20 protein-coding genes are annotated in these 21,535 nt (G+C 62.8%); 10 read left to right on the top strand and 10 right to left on the bottom strand.

Going from position 1 to position 21,535, the window contains the following annotated elements; all coding sequences use genetic code 11:
• Positions 1-18: 18 nt before the first annotated feature.
• A complete protein-coding gene (locus tag AC25M7_RS04685) occupies positions 19-465 on the bottom strand; it encodes a PAS sensor domain-containing protein (RefSeq protein ID WP_028689300.1) in 447 nt (148 codons plus the stop codon).
• A 153-nt stretch (positions 466-618) separates the two neighbouring features.
• Here AC25M7_RS04685 and AC25M7_RS04680 point away from each other — a divergent pair, with 153 nt between their 5' ends.
• The gene (locus AC25M7_RS04680) at positions 619-1,506 is read left to right on the top strand and encodes a MerR family transcriptional regulator (RefSeq protein WP_062364415.1); all 888 of its coding nucleotides are present in this window, start codon (positions 619-621) and stop codon (positions 1,504-1,506) included.
• Positions 1,507-1,513: 7 nt separating this feature from the next.
• Here AC25M7_RS04680 and AC25M7_RS04675 read toward each other — a convergent pair whose 3' ends face one another.
• From AC25M7_RS04675 to AC25M7_RS04660, 4 genes are all read right to left on the bottom strand, one after another.
• Entirely contained in the window at positions 1,514-2,443 is a 930-nt protein-coding gene (locus AC25M7_RS04675; protein WP_028689302.1) for a malate dehydrogenase, read from the bottom strand.
• A 141-nt stretch (positions 2,444-2,584) separates the two neighbouring features.
• On the bottom strand, positions 2,585-3,280 hold the full coding sequence (locus AC25M7_RS04670) for an anti-sigma factor (protein WP_197866049.1): 696 nt from the start codon (positions 3,278-3,280) through the stop codon (positions 2,585-2,587).
• Positions 3,277-3,807 carry a sigma-70 family RNA polymerase sigma factor gene (locus AC25M7_RS04665; protein ID WP_028689304.1) on the bottom strand — a complete coding sequence of 177 codons (531 nt, stop codon included), beginning with the start codon at positions 3,805-3,807 and terminating at the stop codon, positions 3,277-3,279. The genes AC25M7_RS04670 and AC25M7_RS04665 overlap by 4 nt, the downstream gene beginning before the upstream one ends.
• 100 nt (positions 3,808-3,907) lie before the next feature.
• Complete coding sequence (locus AC25M7_RS04660) at positions 3,908-4,441, bottom strand: DUF3455 domain-containing protein (RefSeq protein ID WP_028689305.1); 534 nt, start codon at positions 4,439-4,441, stop codon at positions 3,908-3,910.
• 290 nt (positions 4,442-4,731) lie between these two features.
• Between AC25M7_RS04660 and AC25M7_RS04655 the strand changes: the two genes are divergently transcribed.
• Positions 4,732-6,633, top strand: coding sequence for a potassium transporter Kup (locus tag AC25M7_RS04655; RefSeq protein WP_028689306.1), 1,902 nt, complete (start codon positions 4,732-4,734; stop codon positions 6,631-6,633).
• 74 nt (positions 6,634-6,707) lie between these two features.
• Here the strand turns inward: AC25M7_RS04655 and chrA are convergent, their stop codons facing one another.
• Complete coding sequence (gene chrA, locus AC25M7_RS04650; protein ID WP_197866050.1) at positions 6,708-8,078, bottom strand: chromate efflux transporter; 1,371 nt, start codon at positions 8,076-8,078, stop codon at positions 6,708-6,710.
• 1 nt (position 8,079) lies between these two features.
• Between chrA and AC25M7_RS04645 the strand changes: the two genes are divergently transcribed.
• The 4 genes from AC25M7_RS04645 (at position 8,080) to AC25M7_RS04630 (ending at position 11,040) form a co-directional block, all read left to right on the top strand.
• Complete coding sequence (locus AC25M7_RS04645; protein WP_155952661.1) at positions 8,080-8,247, top strand: hypothetical protein; 168 nt, start codon at positions 8,080-8,082, stop codon at positions 8,245-8,247.
• Between the two features lie 157 nt (positions 8,248-8,404).
• Positions 8,405-9,388: a DUF1852 domain-containing protein gene (locus tag AC25M7_RS04640; RefSeq protein ID WP_486970778.1), complete on the top strand. Its 984-nt coding sequence runs from the start codon at positions 8,405-8,407 to the stop codon at positions 9,386-9,388.
• 27 nt (positions 9,389-9,415) lie between these two features.
• Positions 9,416-10,444: a methionine synthase gene (locus AC25M7_RS04635; RefSeq protein WP_486970777.1), complete on the top strand. Its 1,029-nt coding sequence runs from the start codon at positions 9,416-9,418 to the stop codon at positions 10,442-10,444.
• A gap of 86 nt (positions 10,445-10,530) precedes the next feature.
• Complete coding sequence (locus AC25M7_RS04630) at positions 10,531-11,040, top strand: flavin reductase family protein (protein ID WP_062364400.1); 510 nt, start codon at positions 10,531-10,533, stop codon at positions 11,038-11,040.
• Positions 11,041-11,156: 116 nt separating this feature from the next.
• Here the strand turns inward: AC25M7_RS04630 and AC25M7_RS04625 are convergent, their stop codons facing one another.
• From AC25M7_RS04625 to AC25M7_RS04615, 3 genes are all read right to left on the bottom strand, one after another.
• Positions 11,157-11,288 (bottom strand): hypothetical protein, encoded by a 132-nt coding sequence (locus AC25M7_RS04625; protein WP_486970839.1) that lies wholly within the window; start codon positions 11,286-11,288, stop codon positions 11,157-11,159.
• Between the two features lie 61 nt (positions 11,289-11,349).
• Positions 11,350-11,820, bottom strand: a complete 471-nt coding sequence (locus AC25M7_RS04620; protein WP_345894094.1) for a CbtA family protein — start codon at positions 11,818-11,820, stop codon at positions 11,350-11,352.
• A gap of 74 nt (positions 11,821-11,894) precedes the next feature.
• Positions 11,895-12,077 (bottom strand): hypothetical protein, encoded by a 183-nt coding sequence (locus AC25M7_RS04615; protein ID WP_241411109.1) that lies wholly within the window; start codon positions 12,075-12,077, stop codon positions 11,895-11,897.
• 328 nt (positions 12,078-12,405) lie between these two features.
• Here AC25M7_RS04615 and atzF point away from each other — a divergent pair, with 328 nt between their 5' ends.
• The 4 genes from atzF (at position 12,406) to AC25M7_RS04595 (ending at position 19,435) form a co-directional block, all read left to right on the top strand.
• Complete coding sequence (atzF, locus tag AC25M7_RS04610) at positions 12,406-14,220, top strand: allophanate hydrolase (protein WP_207852640.1); 1,815 nt, start codon at positions 12,406-12,408, stop codon at positions 14,218-14,220.
• A gap of 10 nt (positions 14,221-14,230) precedes the next feature.
• Entirely contained in the window at positions 14,231-17,854 is a 3,624-nt protein-coding gene (uca, locus tag AC25M7_RS04605; protein ID WP_486970776.1) for an urea carboxylase, read from the top strand.
• 9 nt (positions 17,855-17,863) lie between these two features.
• The gene (locus tag AC25M7_RS04600) at positions 17,864-18,613 is read left to right on the top strand and encodes a GntR family transcriptional regulator (RefSeq protein WP_207852636.1); all 750 of its coding nucleotides are present in this window, start codon (positions 17,864-17,866) and stop codon (positions 18,611-18,613) included.
• Positions 18,614-18,832: 219 nt separating this feature from the next.
• Positions 18,833-19,435, top strand: a complete 603-nt coding sequence (locus tag AC25M7_RS04595; protein WP_207852634.1) for a class I SAM-dependent methyltransferase — start codon at positions 18,833-18,835, stop codon at positions 19,433-19,435.
• A gap of 27 nt (positions 19,436-19,462) precedes the next feature.
• Here AC25M7_RS04595 and AC25M7_RS04590 read toward each other — a convergent pair whose 3' ends face one another.
• Positions 19,463-21,514, bottom strand: coding sequence for a TonB-dependent receptor (locus tag AC25M7_RS04590; protein WP_486970775.1), 2,052 nt, complete (start codon positions 21,512-21,514; stop codon positions 19,463-19,465).
• Positions 21,515-21,535 lie beyond the last annotated feature (21 nt).

The raw sequence follows: 21,535 nt of genomic DNA, 5'->3' as shown, positions 1-21,535 counted from the left end.
CTTGTACAGCTTTTTCAATCAGCGTCCCGTCGCCTCCAGCGCCTGGCGCAGGCGCGCAACCTCCGCCTCCAGTTCACGTACTTTCTCCTCGGCGGCCACCTGGGCGGTGACATCGCGCTGGATACCGATGTAGTAGGTCAACTGGTCGGCTTCATTGCGTACCGGGGTGATCGACAGCTCGTTCCAGAACGGGCTGCCATCCTTGCGGTAGTTGCGCAGCACCTGGCGGCATGGGCGACCGGCGCGGATCGCCTGCGCGATGGCGGCGACGCTCGGCTGGTCATGGTCGGCGCCCTGGAGAAACCGGCAGTCCTGGTAGAGGATATCGTCCGTGGTATAGCCGGTGAGCCGTTCAAACGCCGGGTTGACATAGATAAGAATGCTGTCGTTGCCCTCCTGCTCGGCGACGACGATGCCATCGTTGGACTGTTCGACCATCAGTTGCAGGAGTTTCGCGTTGATCATGGAGCTCACCTGTCGGAACGTGGATGCAAATGCGCAGCGTAGCTACCGTGCGAGAGCCTCGGGCGCGTTTGCCGACCATGATGACCCAAGCAGGCTCGCCGCAACAGGTGCCCATGGGTTTAGAATGTGCTCACATCCATTTGAACCCTGGCCATGACCGACACCCCTTCCTTCGACTTGCTGCCCATGCGCGACGTGGTCAGCCTGACCGGCATCAACCCCGTGACATTGCGGGCCTGGGAGCGCCGCCATGGCCTGATCAGCCCACAGCGCACCGAAGGCGGCCACCGGCTCTACACGGCCCGGGATGTCCAGCGCATTCGCGACATCCTGCGCTGGACCGGCAACGGCGTGCCCATCAGCAAGGTCGGCGGGCTGCTCGCCGGCCAGCCAGAGGCGCACCCCGCGCAGGACGATGCCCTCCACGACTGGCGGCTGGCCGTTGTTCGGGCCACCAAGGCATTCGACGCGCAGGCGCTGGAAGGCATTCATGGGCAGCTGTTCACGCTGCTACCCAAGGCCACGGTGATGCATGAGGTGTTCATGCCGGTGTGGCGTGAGCTGGCCGAGGGCGAGTCTTTCGGCGAGCGCAGCCAGTGGCTGTTCCTGGACACCTTCCTGCGCGCCCGGCTGCTACTGCGCCTGCATATGAACCAGGCCGAAGCGCCACGGGTGCTGCTGGCCGGCGCCGAGGGCCTGGCCGACCTGCAGTTGCTGTGTGCCGGCCTGCTGCTGAGCGATCGACGGCAACGCATTGAAGTGCTGGGGTGTGGCCAGCCGCTTGAGGAGCTGGCGTTGGTGTGCGGAGCAATCCAGCCCGCGGTGCTGGTGGTCGCGGTGCAGGGGCCGGTAAGCGCGGCCTTGGCGAAACGGCTGCGTTCGTTGCAGATGGAGATCCCTTGCCCGCTGGCCTTGGTGGGGGAGGGGTTGGGAGCTTCGCAGGGGGTGTTGCAGGGGATTCCGATGTGTCTGCTGGATGAGCGCGATCCGCAGGCGCCCGGCGTGCTCGATGCTCTGCTCAGGGGCGCCCTGGACCTGTAACGGCTACCTACAGCGCTTTCATCTGTGCAATATCCCGCGCCACTTGATCCGCAGAGCGGTCGAACATCGCCTGCTCCTGCGCATCCAGCGGCAGTTCGATCACCTGCGTGATACCTGCGTCCGAGAGCACGCAGGGAACCCCCATGGCAATATCCGTGCGCCCGTACTCGCCCTCGAGAATCGCGACCGCCGGCAGGATGCGGCTGCGCCCGTTGGCAATCGCATCCACCATTTGCGCAATCGCCACGCCCGGCGCATCGCAGGCGCTGCCGACCTTCTTCAGGGCAAGGATCTCGCCGCCACCTTTGCGGGTACGCTCAACGATCTGCTCGATCTGCTCACTGGACAGCAAGTGCGCCAGCGGCACCGCACCGACCGTGCAATAGCGCATCAACGGTACCATGCTGTCGCCGTGCCCGCCCAGGACCAGCGCCGTGATATCCCGTGCCGAAAACCCGGTCTGCTCGGCAATGAAACACTTCATGCGCGCGGTATCCAGCACCCCAGCCTGGCCGAACACCTTGTTGCGGCTCAGGCCACTGAGGCTCCAGGCCCGATAGGTAAGCACGTCGACCGGGTTCGACACCACCAGCACCGTCGCGCTCGGCGCATGCTGTTTCACATCGCGCATGATGCCATCGAGTATCGGCAGGTTGGTGGCCAGGACATCCTGGCGCGACTGGCCAGGCTTGCGCGGCACGCCCGCAGTGATCACCACCAGGTCGCAACCCTGCAGCAACCGGGCATCCGACCCGCCGTGCACCTTGGTATCAGAGCCTGACTCCACCGCCGCCTGCCAGACATCCAGCGCCTTGCCCTGCGCCAGCTCGCCCTGGACGTCGATCAGCGCCAGTTCACGGCAGAGGGCTTCCCGGGCGATGACCTGGGCCGCTGCCTCACCGACGATACCGGCACCCACGATTGATAGTTTGTTCATCTCGCACCTCCTCGCGGCTTGCGTCATCAGTGACACGCTCGCCTGTACAGGGAAGTATTGACCGCCCTTGGTAAAGGGCTACACATTAGTCACTGCCAGCCAGCTGGACGCCAATTCCCATCACCTTGAAAGGCCTGCCCCTCAGAGCACTTTGACCGCCCGTCCGATGAACTGCACAGGCCCGGTCGGAAGTCCGCTGGCAGAGCCACCCACATTCTCCAGGGTCAGCTCGAACAACTGGTTGGGCTCAACCGCAGGCAGGCGCTCCAGCGGCACGGTGACCTGCTCCCCGGGCTTGATCAGCCCGAGCGAGATGGGTGCTGGCCATTGTTCACCCTTGGTCCAGAACTGCAGGACCTTATCTCCGGGGACCTCGGACTTGCCCAAGGGAATCAACTGGACCTTGTCAGTTCCACGGGCCTGGACTACCCAGCCAGGTGCCTGGGTGGCGGGTGCCACCAGCACGACCATATAGGTGGTGGCAGGCGACTGAACCGTCAGCAGTGCAACACCCAGCAACAAGCTGGCTGCAAGGCTGGCAGCGGCCAGCCCTTGCCACAGCCCCAGGCGTCGCCACCATGTGGGCTGGGCAGGGCAGTCGCCCAGGCTACGGTTGATCCGTTGCCACAGTCTGGGACTGGGCGGCAGGGGCGCGGCCAGCGCGTTCAACCCCAGCAGCCGCTGCTCCCAGGCGTCCACGGCGTCACGCAGTGCACGGTCGCTATCCAGGCGCCTGAGCACGCTATCCTGCTGCTCGGCCGACAACGTGCCCAGCACATACTCGCCGGCCAGTTGCTCGAGATCATCGGTGCTTTTGCTACCCGGCTCGTTGTTCATCCCATGCACTCCCGCAGCGCCTTGAGGCTGCGTTTTATCCACGACTTGACCGTGCCCAGCGGGGTGTCGAGCAAGCGGGCGATCTCGGCATGGCTGCAGCCGTCGACGTAGGCATGCAGGATGCAGCGGCGCGGCGCGGTGTCGAGCTGGTCGAGGCAGCGGTCAATCCTCGGCGAATCGGCTTGCATGATCATGTCTTCGTGATAAGGCGCGATATCGGCATCGTCGAGCACGACCTCACGGCGGGTATCGCGCACGAAGTTCAAGGCCAGGTGCCGGGTCAGGCTGTACACCCAGCCACGCGCCGAGCCACGTGCCGGATCGAAGCTGTCCGCGCGGGTCCAGATGCGGATGAAGGCGTCATGGACGATGTCCTCGGCGGTGGCGTGGTCGCGGGCGATGCGCCGGGCCACGCCGAGCAGCCGGGCACCCTCCTGGTCGTAAAGCGCCTGCAGGGCGCCGCGATCGCCCCTGGCACAGGCCTGGAGACAGCGCTCGTAGTCGAATGGCGTCGTGGGCAGGTTCAAGGTCGGGCCGATCCTCATGCTATCGGGAGCCCCGGCCGGTCGGCCGGGGACTGTCGATGAGCGTAGCTCAAGGTTGCTGGCGCGCCTTGCGCACAGGCCCTCAGTTGGCGGCCCAGAAGATGTAGTCGGCCTGGTACTTGACGATCTGCTTCTCGCCCTTGTTCTGCGCCGTGCAGGCGGTCTGCGGGGCGACACCGCCACGGGTGGCCAGGCGCTGGACGAAGCTGACGCCGCTCATGGCGCCCTTGCCCTCGGCGGGATTGGCCTTGACCAGCTGGTACGGCAGGTCACCCTTGGCCGCCGGGGCGATGGCCAGCTGCGTGCCGGTGATCTTCGAGCCGTCCTTGGCCTGCCAGGTGGCGGGCGGGCCGAAGTAGTCGCCCACGGCCTTGCCGGTCCGGTCCTTGAGCACGGCCTTCGGGCCGACGAAGGTCCATTCGGTTTGGCCAGGGGCATCGGGCTTGTCGCGGCATTCGTAGGTGATCTCGCCGACACCGACGGTTTCCAGCGCTACCTTGTGGCCGTCCGGCACCTTGACGGCATCGGGGACCCCAGTCTGGGCGTGGGCGGTCGACAGCAGCATGGCCAGGGCGAGGCCGCAGGCGGGCAGGAACGAAACGTGTGCGATGTTCATCGAGCGATCTCCTGGTAGGGACATGGCAGGGCATTCAGGTGTTGCCCTGAGGTGAGTACCCACCAGCACGCGATTTGGATGCACCCAGACGAAAAAAAGAGCCTTGGCCGACAGCGCGCAAGGTGGCCAGCGCTCTTCCTCCGAGGTCGAGCGTTCATCGGGCAATGGCGTTTTTTTACGCTTTCTTTATGCCGGCCTTTGCAGGTTGAGAAGATACTGGCGCGGCTTTTTCTGTCCCCCGCCTGCCTGCCCGCATTCAGTGTTTACGCAATACTGACGAGACGTTACCTGTGAGCCAATCCGCAATCGTTGAAAACCCGTCCCACGCCAACAAGAGCACAGGCGTCGGCCTGCTGGTCGCCGCCGTCGGGGTCGTCTATGGCGACATCGGCACCAGTCCCCTGTACACACTCAAGGAGGTGTTCTCCGGCCATTTCGGCGTGCAGGCCAACCTAGAGGGAGTGCTGGGCATCCTGTCGCTGGTGTTCTGGTCGCTGATCTGGGTGGTGTCGGTGAAATACGTCCTGTTCATCCTGCGCGCCAGCAACCAGGGCGAGGGCGGGATCATGGCGCTGACCGCGCTGGCCAGGCGGGCGGCACGTCCTTATCCGCGGCTGAGCAAGGTGCTGGTGCTGCTGGGGCTGTTCGGCGCAGCGCTGTTCTACGGCGACAGCATGATCACCCCGGCGATCTCCGTGCTGTCGGCGGTGGAAGGCCTGCAACTGGGCATCGATGGCATCGAGCACTGGGTAGTGCCCCTGGCGGTGGTGGTCCTGGTCGGGCTGTTCATCATCCAGAAGCACGGCACGGCGCGCATCGGCATACTGTTCGGGCCGGTGATGGTGCTGTGGTTCGTGGTGCTGGGGGCGCTCGGCATCCATGGCATCGTGCAGCGGCCCGAGGTGCTGCAGGCGCTGAACCCGTCCTGGGCGGCGCACTTCTTCGTGGCTCATCCGGGCATCGGCGTGGCGATCCTGGGCGCCGTGGTGCTGGCCTTGACCGGTGCCGAGGCGCTCTACGCCGACATGGGACACTTCGGCCGCAAGCCGATTTCCCGCGCCTGGTTCATCCTGGTGTTGCCGGGTCTGGTGCTGAACTATTTCGGCCAGGGCGCGCTGATCCTCGACAACCCGGCGGCGGTGCGCAACCCGTTCTACCTGCTGGCCCCGGAGTGGGCGCTGCTGCCGATGGTCGCGCTGGCCACCCTGGCCACCATCATTGCCTCACAGGCGGTGATCTCCGGCGCTTTCTCGCTGACCCGCCAGGCCATCCAGCTGGGCTATGTGCCGCGCATGTTCATCCAGCACACCTCCAGCGAAGAGCAGGGCCAGATCTATATTGGCATGGTCAACTGGGCGCTGATGGTCGGCGTGGTGTTGCTGGTGGTCGGTTTCGAGTCGTCCAGCGCCCTGGCGGCAGCCTACGGCGTCGCGGTGACCGGCACCATGCTGATCACCACGCTGCTGGCCTCGGCGGTGGTGCTGTTGCTATGGAAGGCCCCGCGCTGGCTGGCCATCCCCTTGCTGCTGGGCTTCCTGCTGGTGGACGGCCTGTACTTCGCCGCCAACGCGCCGAAGATCCTGCAGGGCGGCGCCTTCCCGGTGATCGCCGGCCTGGCGCTGTTCGTGCTGATGACCACCTGGAAGCGCGGGCGCAGCATCATCGTCGAACGCCTGGATGAAACCGCCTTGCCGCTGCCCTTGTTCATCGCCAGTGTGCAGGCGCAGCCGCCTCATCGCGTGCAGGGCACGGCGGTGTTCCTCACCGCCCGCTCCGATGCGGTGCCTCACGCGCTGTTGCACAACCTGCTGCACAACCAGGTGCTGCACGAGCAGGTGGTGCTGCTGACGGTGGTGTCGGAGGATTCGCCGCGGGTGACGCAGGACAAGCGCTTCGAGGTCGAGGCGTTCGGCCAGGGCTTCTTCAGGGTCAACCTGCACTTCGGCTTCATGGAGGAGCCTGACGTGCCCCTGGCGCTCAGCCATAGCAGCACGGCCGAGCTGGACTTCAGCCCCATGCGCACCACCTACTTCCTGAGCCGGGAAACCGTGGTGCCGACCAAGCGGATCGGCATGGCCAAGTGGCGCGAGCACTTGTTCGCCTTCTTGTTGAAGAACGCCAACAGCAACTTGCGGTATTTCAAGCTGCCGCTGAACAGGGTGATCGAGCTGGGGACCCAGGTCGAGATGTAAAGGGGGGCTCAAGGGGGCGGTGGTCCGCGATGACTGCGAGGGGGCGAACGCTTCCTCCCGAGCGATAGCATGAATCAAGCCCGCAGCAGATGAACAGCCAGCCCGGCCACGGCGCAGGCAAACAGCACCTGAATCACCCCCCGCTTGAAGCGGAACAAGGCGACTGCCGCAGCAAACGCGATCACCGCTGAGGGCCAGTCGAATGCCCCACTGAAACCCTTTGGCCAAAGCACGTGGTAGCCAAAGAACAGGGCCAGGTTCAGGATCACGCCCACGACCGCTGCGGTGATGCCGGTCAGTGGTGCGGTGAACTTCATCTCGTTGTGCGTCGACTCCACCAACGGGCCACCGGCGAGGATGAAGAGGAATGATGGCAGGAACGTGAACCAGGTGACCAGGCTCGCCGCGACCGCACCGGCGAGAAACGGGTGCTCGGTACCGAACATGGGATGCACGTAGCCCCCAACGAAACCGACAAAGGCGACCACCATGATCAGTGGTCCCGGCGTCGTTTCTCCCAAGGCGAGGCCATCGATCATCTGGGTCGGCGTCAGCCAGCCGTAGTGTCCGACAGCGCCCTGGTAGACATAGGGCAGCACCGCGTAGGCACCACCAAAGGTCAGCAGTGCGGCCTTGGTGAAGAACCAGCCCATCTGTGGCAGGGTTGCGCCCCAGCCAAACGACAGCGTCAGCAGCCCCATGGGCAGGACCCAGAGTGCGGCACCGACCACAAGCAGGCGCAACAGGTGGCCCCAACGGAATCGGGCGTGCGTGGGAGCCGGGGTGTCGTCATCGATCAGTGCCGGGCCATGGTTATGCTTTGCGGTTCCGTGACCGCCACCGATCACGAACTGGGCTGGGGCAAGGCGGCCTCCCACATAACCGATGATCGCGGCCATCAGCACGATCAGCGGGAACGGCACGTTGAGGGCGAAGATGGCAACGAACGAGGCTCCGGCCATGGCCCATAACCAGCCATGCTTCAACGCGCGCGAACCGATCCGGTGGGCTGCGTGGACGACGATTGCCGTGACCGCCGGCTTGATGCCATAGAAGATCCCTGCCACTACCGGGACCTCACCGAAGGCGATATAGACCCAGGACAGACCGATCAGGATGAACAGTGAAGGCAATACGAACAACGCGCCGGCAATCACCCCGCCCCAGGAGCGGTGCATGAGCCAGCCGATGTAGGTGGCCAGCTGCTGAGCCTCAGGGCCGGGCAACAACATGCAGTAATTCAGCGCATGCAAGAACCGCTTCTCGCTGATCCAGCGCCGGCGCTCGACCAGCTCCTGATGCATGATCGAGATCTGCCCGGCGGGCCCGCCGAAACTGATGAATCCCAACTTGAGCCAGAACAGGAAGGCTTCATACAAACTGACCGGCTGCCGGGTGTCTTGCGAAGGTGGCTGTGTGCTCACAGCGGAGGGAGTATCAACCATTTTGAGCTTCCTCACTTGCGAACGCCGCCAGCAGGCCATCGAAAATGTCCTCGGCTACCGTTTTCAGTTGATCGTCATCGCCGACATTTTCTCTCAAGCCCGCGAGCATACGCGTTTTCAGAGGCCGCATTCCAGCGCGGGCAGCGTCGATCGTGAGCAGGTGTCTTAGAACGATTATGAGGAAAACTAAAGATCAGCTTAAAATAAATGAGCTTTCCTCAAGGTGTTCATCTGCTGACAATCCCCCCATTGAATTTTTCCTTCGAAGCCGGGCAAGCCGGAAGACTTTTCAGGATCTACTTCGGGAATGAGGGTACCGGGTCACAATGAATAAAGAATTTACCTTCGCGATTAGTAGTATTCGTTTCGACGAAGACTATCGACCTGCGGACAACACGCGCATCACCACCAACTTTGCCAACCTGGCCAGGGGCGAGAGCCGTCAGCAAAACCTGCGTAACACGCTGGCGATGATCGACAATCGCTTCAATGCCCTAGCGCATTGGGACAACCCCAAGGGTGACCGTTATTCGGTAGAGCTCGATATCGTTTCCGTCGAGATGAAGATCGCGGATGAACAGACGGGCGATGCCTTGCCGTTGATTGAAATCCTGAAAACCAGCATTGTCGATCACAAGACCCACGAGCGCATCGAAGGCATTGTCGGGAACAATTTCTCCTCGTACGTGCGGGACTATGACTTCAGCGTGCTGTTGCTGGACCACAACAAGGGGCAGTCCGGCTTCAGCACGCCGCAGGCATTTGGCGAACTGCACGGGAAACTGTTCAAGTGCTTCGTGAACTCGAGCACTTTCAGGGAGCATTTCAACAAACTGCCGGTCATCTGCCTGAGCGTTTCGAGCAGCAAGACCTACCATCGCACTGAAAATCAGCACCCGGTCCTGGGTTATGAATACCAGCAGGATGAGTACTCATTGACCGATGAGTACTTCGCCAAGATGGGCCTGAAGGTGCGCTACTTCATGCCGCCGAACAGCGTCGCGCCGTTGGCGTTCTATTTTGCCGGCGACTTGCTGGGTTATTACACCAACCTGGAACTGATCAGCACCATCAGCACGATGGACACCTTCCAGAAGATCTACCGCCCCGAGATCTACAACGCGAACTCGGCGGCAGGCAAGTCCTATCAGCCCAGCCTGAAGCACCAGGACTACTCGTTGACTCGAATTGTCTACGACCGCGAAGAGCGCAGCCGTCTGGCCATAGAGCAAGGCAAGTTTGCCGAAGAACAATTTATCAAGCCGTACCACGCTGTGCTGCAGCAATGGTCCGCTCATTACGCTGTTTGATCGATCGAATACACAAGGCCTTGGGTCATGAAAAAACTACTCCCCACTTCGACTGCCGGCAGCCTGCCCAAACCGTCCTGGCTGGCACAGCCGGAAACCCTCTGGTCGCCCTGGAAGCTGCAAGACGAGGCGCTGATCGAGGGCAAGCAGGATGCGTTGCGTCTGTCGCTGCAAGAACAGCAACATGCCGGTATCGACATCGTCAGCGACGGTGAGCAAACTCGCCAGCACTTCGTCACCACCTTCATCGAACACCTCGACGGCGTTGATTTCGAGAAGCGCGAAACCGTGCGTATTCGTGATCGCTACGATGCCAGCGTGCCGACCGTAGTGGGTGCCGTTGCGCGCCGTAAGCCGGTGTTCGTCGAAGACGCCAAGTTCCTGCGTCAGCAAACCTCGCAGCCGATCAAATGGGCGCTGCCAGGCCCCATGACGATGATCGATACGCTGTATGACGCGCACTATAAAAGCCGCGAAAAGCTGGCCTGGGAATTCGCCAAGATCCTCAACGAGGAAGCCCGCGAGCTTGAGGCTGCCGGCGTTGACATCATCCAGTTCGACGAACCGGCCTTCAACGTGTTCTTCGACGAGGTGAACGAATGGGGCGTTGCCACCCTGGAGCGGGCCATCGAAGGCCTCAAATGCGAAACGGCCGTGCACATCTGCTATGGCTATGGCATCAAGGCCAATACCGACTGGAAGAAGACCCTGGGTTCGGAGTGGCGCCAGTATGAGGAGGCCTTCCCCAAACTGCAGAAATCCAAGATCGACATCGTCTCGCTGGAGTGCCACAACTCCCACGTTCCGATGGAGCTGATCGATCTGATCCGCGGCAAGAAGGTGATGGTTGGAGCCATCGACGTGGCCAACCACGCCATCGAAACCCCGGAGGAAGTGGCCAATACCCTGCGTAAAGCGCTTCAGTTCGTGGATGCCGACAAGCTCTACCCGTGCACCAACTGCGGCATGGCGCCGTTGCCGCGTGCCGTGGCACGCGGCAAGTTGAATGCGTTGAGCGCAGGTGCAGAGATCGTGCGACGAGAGCTCGCGAAGTAAGGCTGAGCGCGAGGTGGAAGGGCGGGGCGCGCAGCTTCGGCCCTTTCCTATTGCTGACGGGTCGCACCCCATATCCAGGATCTACTATGTCGCTCTTCAGTACTGCCATCGAGCCACTGCGCTTTCGCGAAGCGCTCGGGCACTACGCCTCCGGCATCACGGTGATCACCTCGCACTGTGATGGCGAGCCGCTCGGCTTTACCTGCCAGTCGTTCTACAGCGTGTCGATGAACCCGCCGCTGGTGTCATTCAGCGTCATGTCCAATTCGGCCAGCTACCCCGGGATTCGCAAGGCCGGCCGCTTCGCGGTCAATATCCTGTCGGGTGAGCAGGTCGGGATTTCCAACCAGTTCGCACGGCGCGGCACGGATAAGTGGCAGGGTGTCGACTGGCAGGCCTCGCCGCTGGGCAACCCAATCATCGCAGGCAGCTTGCATTGGCTCGATTGCGAGATTCACGCCGAACACGCCGCCGGTGACCATCTGATCGTGATTGGCGAGGTGAAAGCGCTGAACTTGCAGGAAGCGGCGGCTGCCCAGCCATTGCTGTACTTCAAGGGGCAGTATTGCAACCTCGCCGAGTTCAGCCCGGCCTGAATCCTGACCTTGTTCTGCCGCGGCAGCGGGGTACTGCACGGTATCGTGGCCAGCCCTGAATGAAAAAGACGCTCGGTGTATGCACCGAGCGACTTTTTATCTTTCGAGGCAGCGTTTCAGGACTGCAGTCGGGCGGTGTGCCGTTTACGAGGCACTAGCACCGGCCCTTGGGCCAGCCAGCCAAACACCACGCCAAGCACCGTCCACAGCACCAGGTGGATGCCAAGTGAAGCGATACGGAAATTCAACAGCAACGAGGCCGAGAACTCCCGATGGTCGGGAACAGCTTGGCGGCCACCGCCATGATCACTACATACAGCGCAATGGCCAGCACGGCCGAGGTCTAGCCACCGTGGCGGGCCAGCAGTTTGCGAACAGATTGACCGCCACCACCATCGCGGCAATCGACACCACCAGCATCAGGAAGAACAGCTTGGTGCGCTGGCCGATGGTTTCCGGGTCACCGACCGCGGGTGGGTTGGTTGGGTACTTCAGGGCCGGTATCAGGATCACGCTGATGAATGCCAGCAACGCAAGTATCGCCGCCAGGCCATGGGGACCGATTTTCAGGTCGCCCATGCGCCCCATGGCGAAGGCGAAAACCAGCGCGAGGATGCCGCTGATGGAGACACTGTAGATCACGATGCCGGTGAACAGCCCGACAGTGCTCTGTACTGCGCGGCTCACCTCTTCCTCGTCTTCATCGTTGGCGCTGGCGTCACCACGGTCATGGCTATGGCTGGGGACCATGCTTTCTTCGAAGGCGATGGCCTGATCCACCGACGGCTCACCGAACACCTTGGCGAAACCAAATCCCTTTCGTGTGGCAGTCCAGTAGTGGACGCAATCAGCGCTTACAGGTGTTTCTTGGCCTCCTTGTCGACATGCTTGTCTTCCTTGTGACGCTCTTTGTCGAGGTGCTTGGCGCCCTTGTCGACCGCCTTGGCGTCGTGCTCCGCCCCTTTGTCCACTGCTCGGACATCGTGGCGGACGCCATCGGCGATATCACCTTCGCCATGTACCAGTGACACGCTCATCAGCGTGGTGAGCGCGATGGTGGCAGCAGTGATTCCCTTGATCATCTCGAGCTCCTTGGTGTGAATCGAGTGACTTTCCCTGTGCATGAGACCCTAGCTGAAAAATCCCGAAATGCCTGGCCATCGGTCGACGGGGTAGGGGCGTTGCGGCATGCCCAGGCGCACATTCATGCATCACTCGGCCCATCGATGCACCAAGTCGCGGCAAACCATACCGGCCACAGAAGCGTGTCAGGACTGTGCACTCGGCGAATCCAAAGGGCTGTGGAGATATGGCCCGATCGTTGCTCAGGAGGAATTCAAACTTGGATACAAGATGGAGTTCCCCATGCCAACGCTTGCAATGCCCACCCTCGGTTGGACCGTCCGCGACTGGCAGCATGCCTACCGCCACGATGCCCTGAACCTGGACATGCTTTTCGAGCTGCTGCAGCAGTTCCAGGGCACAGACTCGGCATGGATCACCCTCGCGTCCGCCGAACAGCTTTCGCGCCGCCTTGCCACACTGGCTGAACAGTTGGCGGCGGTTCAGGGCGATCTCGGCAAATTGCCTCTCTACGGTGTTCCCTTCGCGGTCAAGGACAACATCGATGTGGCCGGTTGGCAAACCAGCGCCGCCTGCCCGGCATTTGCCTACCTGGCCGAGCAGGACGCCACAGTCGTCAGCCGTTTGCAGGCGGCCGGCGCGGTACTGATCGGCAAGACCAACCTTGACCAGTTCGCCACTGGGCTGGTGGGGACCCGCTCGCCGTTCGGCGCGGTTCCCAATGCATTCAACGCCGACTACGTCAGCGGTGGTTCCAGCTCTGGGTCCGCGTCCGTGGTGGCGCGAGGGCTGGTGGCATTTTCGCTGGGCACCGACACCGCTGGCTCCGGGCGTGTCCCGGCAGGCTTCAACAACATCGTTGGCCTCAAGCCGACCAAGGGCTGGCTCTCCACCCTCGGCGTGGTGCCTGCCTGCCGGACCCTGGATTGCGTGTCGGTGTTCGCCCTGACGGTCGACGATGCCGAATGCGTCGCTGAAATCGCCGGGGGCTACGATGCAGCCGATGCCTACTCGCGTAGCAACCCGGCGACGGCGCCAGTGGCGATCGGCGGCACGCCACGCCTGGCGATCCCCGACACACTAGAGTTCTTTGGCGACCGGCAGAACCAGGCGGTCTTCGAGCAGACGCTTCACCAGCTGCGCGAATGGGGCGTGGAACTGGTGCCTGTCGATTTCACACCGTTTCGCGATTTGGCGGAGCAGCTTTACCAGGGCCCCTGGGTGGCAGAGCGGACCGTGGCGCTGACATCCATGCTGGAAGCCTCGCCGCAGGCCATCGACCCGGTCGTACGCAGCATCGTCGAGAATGGCCTGAAGTACGATGCCCGTGATGTCTACCGCGCCGAGTATCTGCGGGCCGAACTGAGCAGGGCGATCAACCAGGCATTGGCAGGTTTCGACGCACTGCTGGTACCGACGTCACCCACGCTGCGCACGCTCGAGGAAATGAAGGCCGAGCCGATCCTCTTCAACAGCCAGTTCGGGACCTACACCAACTTCACCAACCTCGCCGACCTGAGCGCGTTGGCCCTGCCTGCCAGCATGCGTCAGGACGGCCTGCCGGTAGGTATCACGCTGCTGGCGCCGGCTTGGCACGATCATGCACTGGCTTCGCTCGGCAAGCGCTTGCAGGCGGCATTCGCCCAGCCACTGGGCAGCACCGGACGGCCACTTCCCGCCCTGGCGAAACCCAAGCAATCCCCTGGCAGCGTCCGCGTTGCCGTGGTCGGCGCACACCTGACCGGGATGCCCCTGAACTTCCAGCTGCGCAACCGCAACGCTGTCCTGGTGGAGCAGACCCTGACCGCCCCCGACTATCGCCTCTACGCGCTACCGGGTTCGGTGCCGCCCAAGCCCGGGTTGGCCAGGGCCAGCGAAGGCGCCTCGATCATCGTCGAGCTGTGGGACATACCGCTTGCGCGCTTCGGCGAGTTCGTCGCGGAGATTCCGCCGCCGTTAGGCATCGGCAATCTCCAGCTGGCCGACGGCCGCTGGGTCAAGGGATTCATCTGCGAGCCCCTGGCGCTGGAAAGCGCCGAAGACATCACCGCCTTTGGCGGGTGGCGCGCCTTCATCGCCAGCCGCACACCTGCTTGAGGAAAACACCATGTTCGATACCGTACTGATTGCCAACCGCGGTGAGATCGCCGTTCGCGCCATCCGCACCCTCAAACGTCTCGGGGTGAAAAGCGTCGCTGTCTATGCCGACCCAGACCGCAACGCCCAGCACGTGCGCGATGCTGACATCGCCATCGCCCTGGGCGGCGACAAGCCCGCCGACAGCTACCTGCGCGTCGACAAGATCCTGGCCGCTGCTCGCCAAACCGGTGCCCAGGCCATTTACCCTGGTTATGGCTTTCTCTCCGAAAGCGCAGCGTTCGCCGACGCCTGCGAAGCCGCTGGCATCGCCTTCATCGGCCCGACCGGCGAGCAGATCCGCGAGTTCGGCCTCAAGCACCGGGCGCGTGAGCTGGCAGCCGATGCCCAGGTGCCGATGGCGCCGGGCACCGGGTTGCTGCAAAGCCTTGAGGAGGCCCTGGCCGCCGCCGACCACATCGGCTACCCGGTGATGCTGAAGACCACCGCTGGCGGTGGAGGCATCGGCCTCACACGCTGCGCGGACGCCGCCGCCTTGAGCAGTGCCTATGAAAGCGTCAAGCGCATGGGCGAGCAGTTCTTCAGTGACGCCGGTGTGTTCCTGGAGCGTTTCGTCGACCGTGCCCGGCATGTCGAAGTGCAGATCTTCGGCGATGGCCATGGCCGCGTGGTGGCGCTTGGCGAACGCGATTGCTCGCTGCAACGGCGCAACCAGAAAGTCCTGGAGGAAACCCCGGCGCCCAACCTACCGCAGGCCACCCGCGAACGCCTGCACGCCGCTGCCGTTCAACTGGGCGAGTCGGTCCGCTATCGCAGTGCCGGCACGGTCGAGTTCATCTACGACGCGGCGCGCGATGACTTCTATTTTCTCGAGGTCAACACCCGCTTGCAGGTCGAGCACCCGGTCACCGAGATGGTCACCGGCCTTGACCTGATCGAGTGCATGTTGCGGGTTGCCGCAGGCGACAGCATCGATTGGTCGGCGTTGGATCGGGCGCCCGAGGGCGCGGCCATCGAGGTGCGTATCTACGCCGAAGACCCGCTGAGGAACTTCCAGCCAAGTCCGGGGTTGCTCACCGACGTGCATTTCCCCGAGGGCGTGCGGATCGACAGTTGGGTCAGCAGCGGCAGCGAAGTCTCGCCGTTTTACGATCCGATGATCGCCAAGCTGATCGTGCATGCCCCAGACCGGGCCGAGGCTATCGCGAAGATGCAGGACGCCCTGGCATCCACGCGGCTGCACGGTATTTCCACCAACCTCGACTACCTGCGCCAGGTAGTCGCCGACGCGCGCCTGCGCAATGGCGAGGTGTGGACGCGGTTGCTCGATACCTTCGAGTACCGGCCCCAGGTCATCGAGGTGCTGGAGCCGGGGACCTACTCGAGCGTGCAGGACTACCCCGGCCGCCTGGGCTACTGGGACATCGGCGTGCCGCCTTCCGGCCCGATGGATGACTTCGCCTTCCGCCTGGCCAACCGGATCGTCGGTAACCATGCGAGTGCGGCGGGACTTGAGTTCACCCTGCAGGGGCCGACCCTGCGTTTCCACAGCGACTGCTTGATCGCCCTGGCCGGCGCCGATTGCCCGGCGCATCTGGACGGCGAGCACATGCCGTACTGGGCCCCGATCAGCGTCAAGGCCGGGCAGGTGCTGAAGCTCGGGCGCGCGCAGTCGGGCTGTCGCAGCTACCTGGCGGTACGCAATGGCCTGGATGTGCCGGTGTACCTTGGCAGCCGTTCCACCTTCGCCCTCGGCCAGTTCGGCGGCCACGCCGGACGCACGTTACGCCCCACCGACATGCTCGCCATCTCGCAGCCGCAATTGCCGGCCTGCACCACTCCGGCGCCGGTGAGCCCGCCACGGGCCCTGGACGACAGCCTGATCCCGCACTATGGCCAGACCTGGGATATCGGTGTGCTCTATGGCCCGCACGGTGCCCCGGACTTTTTCACCCAGGACGCGATCGATACGTTCTTCGCCGCGCAGTGGGAGGTCCACTACAACTCCAACCGGCTGGGCATCCGGCTGTCGGGCCCGAAACCGAGCTGGGCCCGCGCCGACGGCGGGGAGGCCGGCCTGCACCCCTCCAACGTGCATGACTGTGAATACGCCATCGGCGCGATCAACTTCACTGGCGATTTCCCGGTGATCCTCGCCAAGGACGGCCCGAGCCTGGGCGGTTTCGTCTGCCCGGTGACCATTGCCAAGGCGGAGCTTTGGAAGGTCGGCCAGGTAAAACCTGGAGACAAGCTGCGCTTCCACCCTATCAGCTTCCAGCAGGCGCAGAGCCTGGAGCAGGCACAGCTGGGCTGCATCGAGTCGTTGGCCGCCATCTCGGCCGTCACGCTGGCGGCGCCCAGCCTGCTGCCGGGCAACACGGTTTCCGCCACCGTGCTGGCGGAGCTGCCCGCCATGGACAACCGACCGCACGTGACCTACCGCCAGGCCGGCGACGCCTACGTGCTGATGGAGTACGGCGACAACGTGCTGGACCTGGCCCTGCGCCTGCGCGTGCACCTGCTGATGGAGGCGCTCAAGGCCAGTCCATTGCCCGGCTTGGAAGAGCTGGCGCCGGGTGTGCGTTCGTTGCAGGTGCGCTACAACAGCCGGGTGCTGCATCAACGCTCGCTGATCGAGCATCTGCTGGCCCTGGAAGCCGCCTTGCCCGATGTCGACCAGGTAAAAGTGCCTACCCGCATCATCCACCTGCCGATGGCGTTCGAGGACAGCGCCACCCTGAACGCCGTGCAGCGCTACAGCGAGACGGTGCGCAGCGAGGCGCCGTGGTTGCCCAACAACGTCGACTTCATCCAGCGGGCCAACGGCCTGGCCAGCCGCGAGCAGGTGCGTGACATCCTGTTCGACGCCAGCTACCTGATCCTGGGGCTGGGCGATGTGTATCTGGATGCACCTTGTGCGGTGCCGCTGGATCCGAGGCATCGCCTGCTCAGCTCGAAATATAATCCGGCACGGACCTTCACGGCCGAAGGGACAGTGGGTATCGGCGGTATGTACATGTGCATCTATGGCATGGATTCCCCCGGCGGCTACCAATTGGTGGGGCGGACGTTGCCGATCTGGAACCGCTTCGGCAAGAATGCCCAGTTCAAGAACGGCCAGCCCTGGCTGTTGCACTTCTTCGACCAGATCCGCTTCTATCCGGTCAGCGAAGTAGAGCTGGAAGCGTTTCGTGAAGCGTTCCGTGAAGGGCGCGCGCAAATCCGCATCGAGGAGGATGTATTCGACTTTGCCGAGTACCAGCGCTTCCTTCAGAACAATGCTGCCGATATCAGCGTCTTCCAGGCTCATCAGAAAAGCGCCTTCGATGCCGAGGTCGCACGCTGGCAGGATGACGACGGGCAGGTGGGCACGCCGGTTGTGCAGCAGGACCTCGCCGAGGAAGACCTGGACTCGCATGTGGTCAGCGCCGAAATGTGCGGCAGTGTCTGGAAGGTACTGGTCCAGCCCGGCCAGGCCGTGGAGGCGGGCACGCCGCTGATCGTGGTGGAAGCGATGAAGATGGAACTGGCCGTGACGGCGCCGGTGAGCGGCACGGTGCGCGCGGTTCGCTGCCAGCCCGGCAAGGCCGTGGCACCCGGTGATACCTTGATGTTGCTGGACCCCGTGGCCTGAGGAGGCGCAATGCAACTGTCCACCCATGAGACCAAGGCCGCCAGGGGGCGGCCTGAAAACCTCGCCGAGCGGCTGTATCAGCAGCTCAAGCACGACATCTTCGAGTTTCGACTGCTGCCGGGCGACCGCTTCAGCGAAGGTGAAGTGGCCACACGCATGTCGGTCAGCCGCACCCCCGTTCGCCAGGCGCTCTATCGGCTGGAGCGCGAGGGGTACCTGGAAGTGCATTTTCGCAGCGGCTGGCAGGTGGTGCCATTCGACTTCGAACGCTTCGAGGAGCTTTACGACTTGCGTATCGTGCTCGAACTGGCGGCGGTCAAGCGGCTGTGCGAAATGGCTATGGAGCCTGTGCAACTGCTGGGCGAATTGACGCGTATCTGGTTGGTCGACGAGAGCGAATGGCAGCAGGACGGTCGCCTTGTCTCGGAGTGGGACGAGGCGTTCCACTGTGAGCTGGTGGCAGCTACGGGGAATCGGGAAATGGCCCGTATCCATCGCGAGGTGACCGAGAAAATCCGCATCATCCGGCGCCTGGACTTCACCCAGCGTCCCAGGGTCGAGGCCACCTATGCGGAGCATGCCGCCATTTTGAACGCCATCCTGCATCGGCGCTGCGAAGTCGCTTGCCAGCTGTTGCGCGCCCATATCGAAGTCAGCAAGGCTGAGGTGCGCAAGATAACACTGCATATGCTGCACAGCGCGCGGCAGCCGTCGCAGGTAAATTGGGAAACGGCATCAGCGACCAGCAAGCGGCGGTGAACCTTGATGCAAGCGACCCAGCAGAGATGCCGGCCTCGACCCACTTTCGTTCACTATGCAAAGCAATTATCCTCGAGACCTTCAAGGTGTTCGGGTGACTGGAAATCCTAATTTCAATCGAAGGAATGAACATGCTACGACGGCATGTGTTGAAGTCTGTAGCAGGCGTCATGGCGGTAACCATGGCTTCGAGCACCAATGGATGAGGGTGTCAGTGGCATGGAAAGCTGGAGCACGTTCTACAAGAAGACCGAAGATCGTGGACCGTCATGGTTATTAAGCCGCGCAATGAAAATGGCTGCTGCGCTGTCAGGTAAAAGGCAGGCAATAGATTTGGGCTGTGGGGCGGGTAACGAGACGCGCCAGTTGGTAGAGGCTGGGTGGCACGTGCTTGCGGTGGATCGTGAACCAGAGGCACTGACCAGAACGACTGCGCGTTGTGAAGGCGCCAGCCATGGGGACGTCATGCCACTGCTGGCGGCATTCGAACAGTTGCATGCGTTGCCGCAGTCAAGCCTCGTTTACGCCGGGCTCTCGCTTCCATTCTGCAATCCGTTGCACTTCGAAGATTTCTGGCAGTTGGTGCTGCGCTCGTTGAGTCCTGGCGGCGTGTTTGCCGGTCATTTTTTTGGTGTTCGCCACGGCTGGTCATCGGTCGACCATATGACGTTCCACGCTGAACGCGATATTCGTGAGCTTTGCGAGAGCATGAACATCGCGCTGCTCAGTGAATCGGAGCAACCCCGAGTGGGGCGCGCTGGCCAGATTAATTGGCATCGTTTCGATGTCCTTTTCAGCAAACCATTGCCGGTCAGCGGTTAGCCCGCCGACCGGTTGGTTTGCCTGAGGTTAAAAGTCTAGCGTCAATCCTGCATACACCGCTCGTCCGTCACCCGGCGAATGCAGCGAGGCGTCGGCGCCATCGGGGTCGTACCAGACGTACTCGTAATAGCGGTTGGTCAGATTTTTCAGTTGCAGATCTACGCTCATGGTTTCGCTGAGCTTGTAGGTCGCGCCCAGGTTCATCAGTACGTAGCCGCCGTACGTGCCCTGGGTATTCTCACGCTCCAGGTAGTAGTTGGTCTGGCCGTTCGCCCAGGCGCTCAGTTGCAGGGCAGGGGTGGCCTGGTAGCTGATGCCGGTGTTCCACAGGTGGTGCGGCACGTGGTCGATTTCCTTGCCTTTGCTGTCGGGCAGTGCGCTGCTGGGCTCAAGGATCTTCGAGTATTGCCAGGAGTACGACATCCACATCTCGGTGCGTTCGTTCGGGTGCAGGTTGACCTGCAGGTCGTAGCCCCAGCGCCGGGTTTCACCGACGTTGTCCGACTCGCCGCTGGGGTCGTTGAGGCGACGGCTGACTTCACCGGTGGCGTCCTGGCGCCAGTAGGCCACGCGGCCATCGATCCAGCTGGCAGGCGTGAACTTGACGCCGGTTTCCCAGCCCTCGTTGATCGACGGGTCAAGGTCTTCGTTGCGCGGCGGCACCTTGTAGGCCGCCGCACCGGTACCGACCTGGAAGGTGCGCCCCCAGTTGGCGTAGACACTGGCGAAGCGCCAAGGCGAGTAGACCACGCTGAGCTTGGGCTGCTTGATCAGCCCATAGTCGTTGATGTCGTAGTCCTGCCCGGTCATCTTGTTGGTGAAGTCGCCACTGATCTTGTCCACCCGGTAGGCCGGCACGATCTTCAGCGATTCGAACGGCTCGATCTCTGCCTGCACGTAGGCCCCGACGGTGTTGAAGTCGAAGTCCTGGTCGCGGGTCTGGGCTTGACGCACCCGCTTCACGGTGCGATAGCGCTCGCTGCGGTTCTGCTGCTTCTGCACATCGCTGCCACCTTCCAGCGCAAAGGCGTGCAGCCAGTCCACCTGTGGCCGCCAGGTCAGCGAGGTGATGGCACCGTATTGGTCCTCGTAAGTGTCGCGTTCCTGCTGAGAACTCGTGCGCCAGTACTGCGTCCAGCGACGGTCGTCATAGGTATTGAGGTAGGTCTTGGCCGACCAGGACAGGGTGTCGGCCAAGTCGGTGTCGAAGTGCACGCTGACCTGGTTCATGCGCCGCGTGCCCTTGTCCGTGGCGTTGTAGGCGTTGCTCATGCGAGGGTGATGGCGGGCATCGTCTTCGGTCAGGTAACCGGCTTCCTGGGCTTCGGATTCATAGTGGCGGGCGATCAGACCGAGGCGGTAGCTGCCATCGTCAGGGGTATAGAACCACTTGCCGCCGAAACTGTAGCGTTCGGTGTCGGCATGGTCGCGATAGCCGTCGACCTGCTGGCGGCCGAAGAAGTAGTTCTGTGTCCAGTTGCTGGTCTCGATGCCCTTGGCCAGTTGCACCTCGCGGGTGTTGAAGCTGCCGTAGCGCATGCGCGCCTTGTTGTAGTTGCCGCCGGTGCGGGTGTTGATGTTGACGTTACCGGCGATGTTGTTCAGGCCGTAGCGGGGGTCGCTGGTACCGCGCACCACTTCGATGGTGTCGATGTCCATGGGGAACACCGAATCGATGAAGGGCATGTTGCCGTCGTTGGTATTGCTGGGGATGCCATCGATCAGCAACTTGACCGCGTTCACTTCGCCTTCGCCATTGAAGCCGCGAAACGACAGTTTGCCCGAGGTGGTGCCCTGGTTGAATTCGGTCAGCATTACCCCTGGCGCGCGACTGAACAGCTCCCAGCTGTAGGTCACGGGCATTGTTTCGAGAATATCGCCGCCCAGAATGTCCACCGAACTGAGCACGCTGCTGGTGGCCAACGGGCCGCTTTCGGTACTGGTCACGTTGACCGCGCCAAGGGTGAGGGTGGAGTTTTCAGCGGGCAGTGTTTCGGCAACGGCCAATGACAACGGGCTGAGGCTATAGAAAGCGAGCACGGGCAGGACGGCACGTGCAGTACAACGGAATGCGGGCATGAAGTGTTTCCTGGAAACGGT

Source organism: Pseudomonas sp. P106(2024), assembly GCF_057480815.1.
Note: the sequence above shows the minus strand (reverse complement) of the source record. Positions and strands in the feature narration are given on the sequence as shown.

Bases quoted from the DNA above. Each gene is read 5' to 3' on its own strand.
- uca (WP_486970776.1), top strand. From the start codon at position 14,231: ATGTTCGATACCGTACTGATTGCCAACCGCGGTGAGATCGCCGTTCGC.
- AC25M7_RS04635 (WP_486970777.1), top strand. From the start codon at position 9,416: ATGAAAAAACTACTCCCCACTTCGACTGCCGGCAGCCTGCCCAAACCG.
- AC25M7_RS04600 (WP_207852636.1), top strand. From the start codon at position 17,864: ATGCAACTGTCCACCCATGAGACCAAGGCCGCCAGGGGGCGGCCTGAA.
- atzF (WP_207852640.1), top strand. From the start codon at position 12,406: ATGCCAACGCTTGCAATGCCCACCCTCGGTTGGACCGTCCGCGACTGG.
- chrA (WP_197866050.1), bottom strand. From the start codon at position 8,078: ATGGTTGATACTCCCTCCGCTGTGAGCACACAGCCACCTTCGCAAGAC.
- AC25M7_RS04675 (WP_028689302.1), bottom strand. From the start codon at position 2,443: ATGAACAAACTATCAATCGTGGGTGCCGGTATCGTCGGTGAGGCAGCG.
- AC25M7_RS04640 (WP_486970778.1), top strand. From the start codon at position 8,405: ATGAATAAAGAATTTACCTTCGCGATTAGTAGTATTCGTTTCGACGAA.
- AC25M7_RS04590 (WP_486970775.1), bottom strand. From the start codon at position 21,514: ATGCCCGCATTCCGTTGTACTGCACGTGCCGTCCTGCCCGTGCTCGCT.
- AC25M7_RS04595 (WP_207852634.1), top strand. From the start codon at position 18,833: ATGGAAAGCTGGAGCACGTTCTACAAGAAGACCGAAGATCGTGGACCG.
- AC25M7_RS04670 (WP_197866049.1), bottom strand. From the start codon at position 3,280: ATGAACAACGAGCCGGGTAGCAAAAGCACCGATGATCTCGAGCAACTG.
- AC25M7_RS04660 (WP_028689305.1), bottom strand. From the start codon at position 4,441: ATGAACATCGCACACGTTTCGTTCCTGCCCGCCTGCGGCCTCGCCCTG.
- AC25M7_RS04630 (WP_062364400.1), top strand. From the start codon at position 10,531: ATGTCGCTCTTCAGTACTGCCATCGAGCCACTGCGCTTTCGCGAAGCG.
- AC25M7_RS04615 (WP_241411109.1), bottom strand. From the start codon at position 12,077: ATGAGCGTGTCACTGGTACATGGCGAAGGTGATATCGCCGATGGCGTC.
- AC25M7_RS04680 (WP_062364415.1), top strand. From the start codon at position 619: ATGACCGACACCCCTTCCTTCGACTTGCTGCCCATGCGCGACGTGGTC.
- AC25M7_RS04685 (WP_028689300.1), bottom strand. From the start codon at position 465: ATGATCAACGCGAAACTCCTGCAACTGATGGTCGAACAGTCCAACGAT.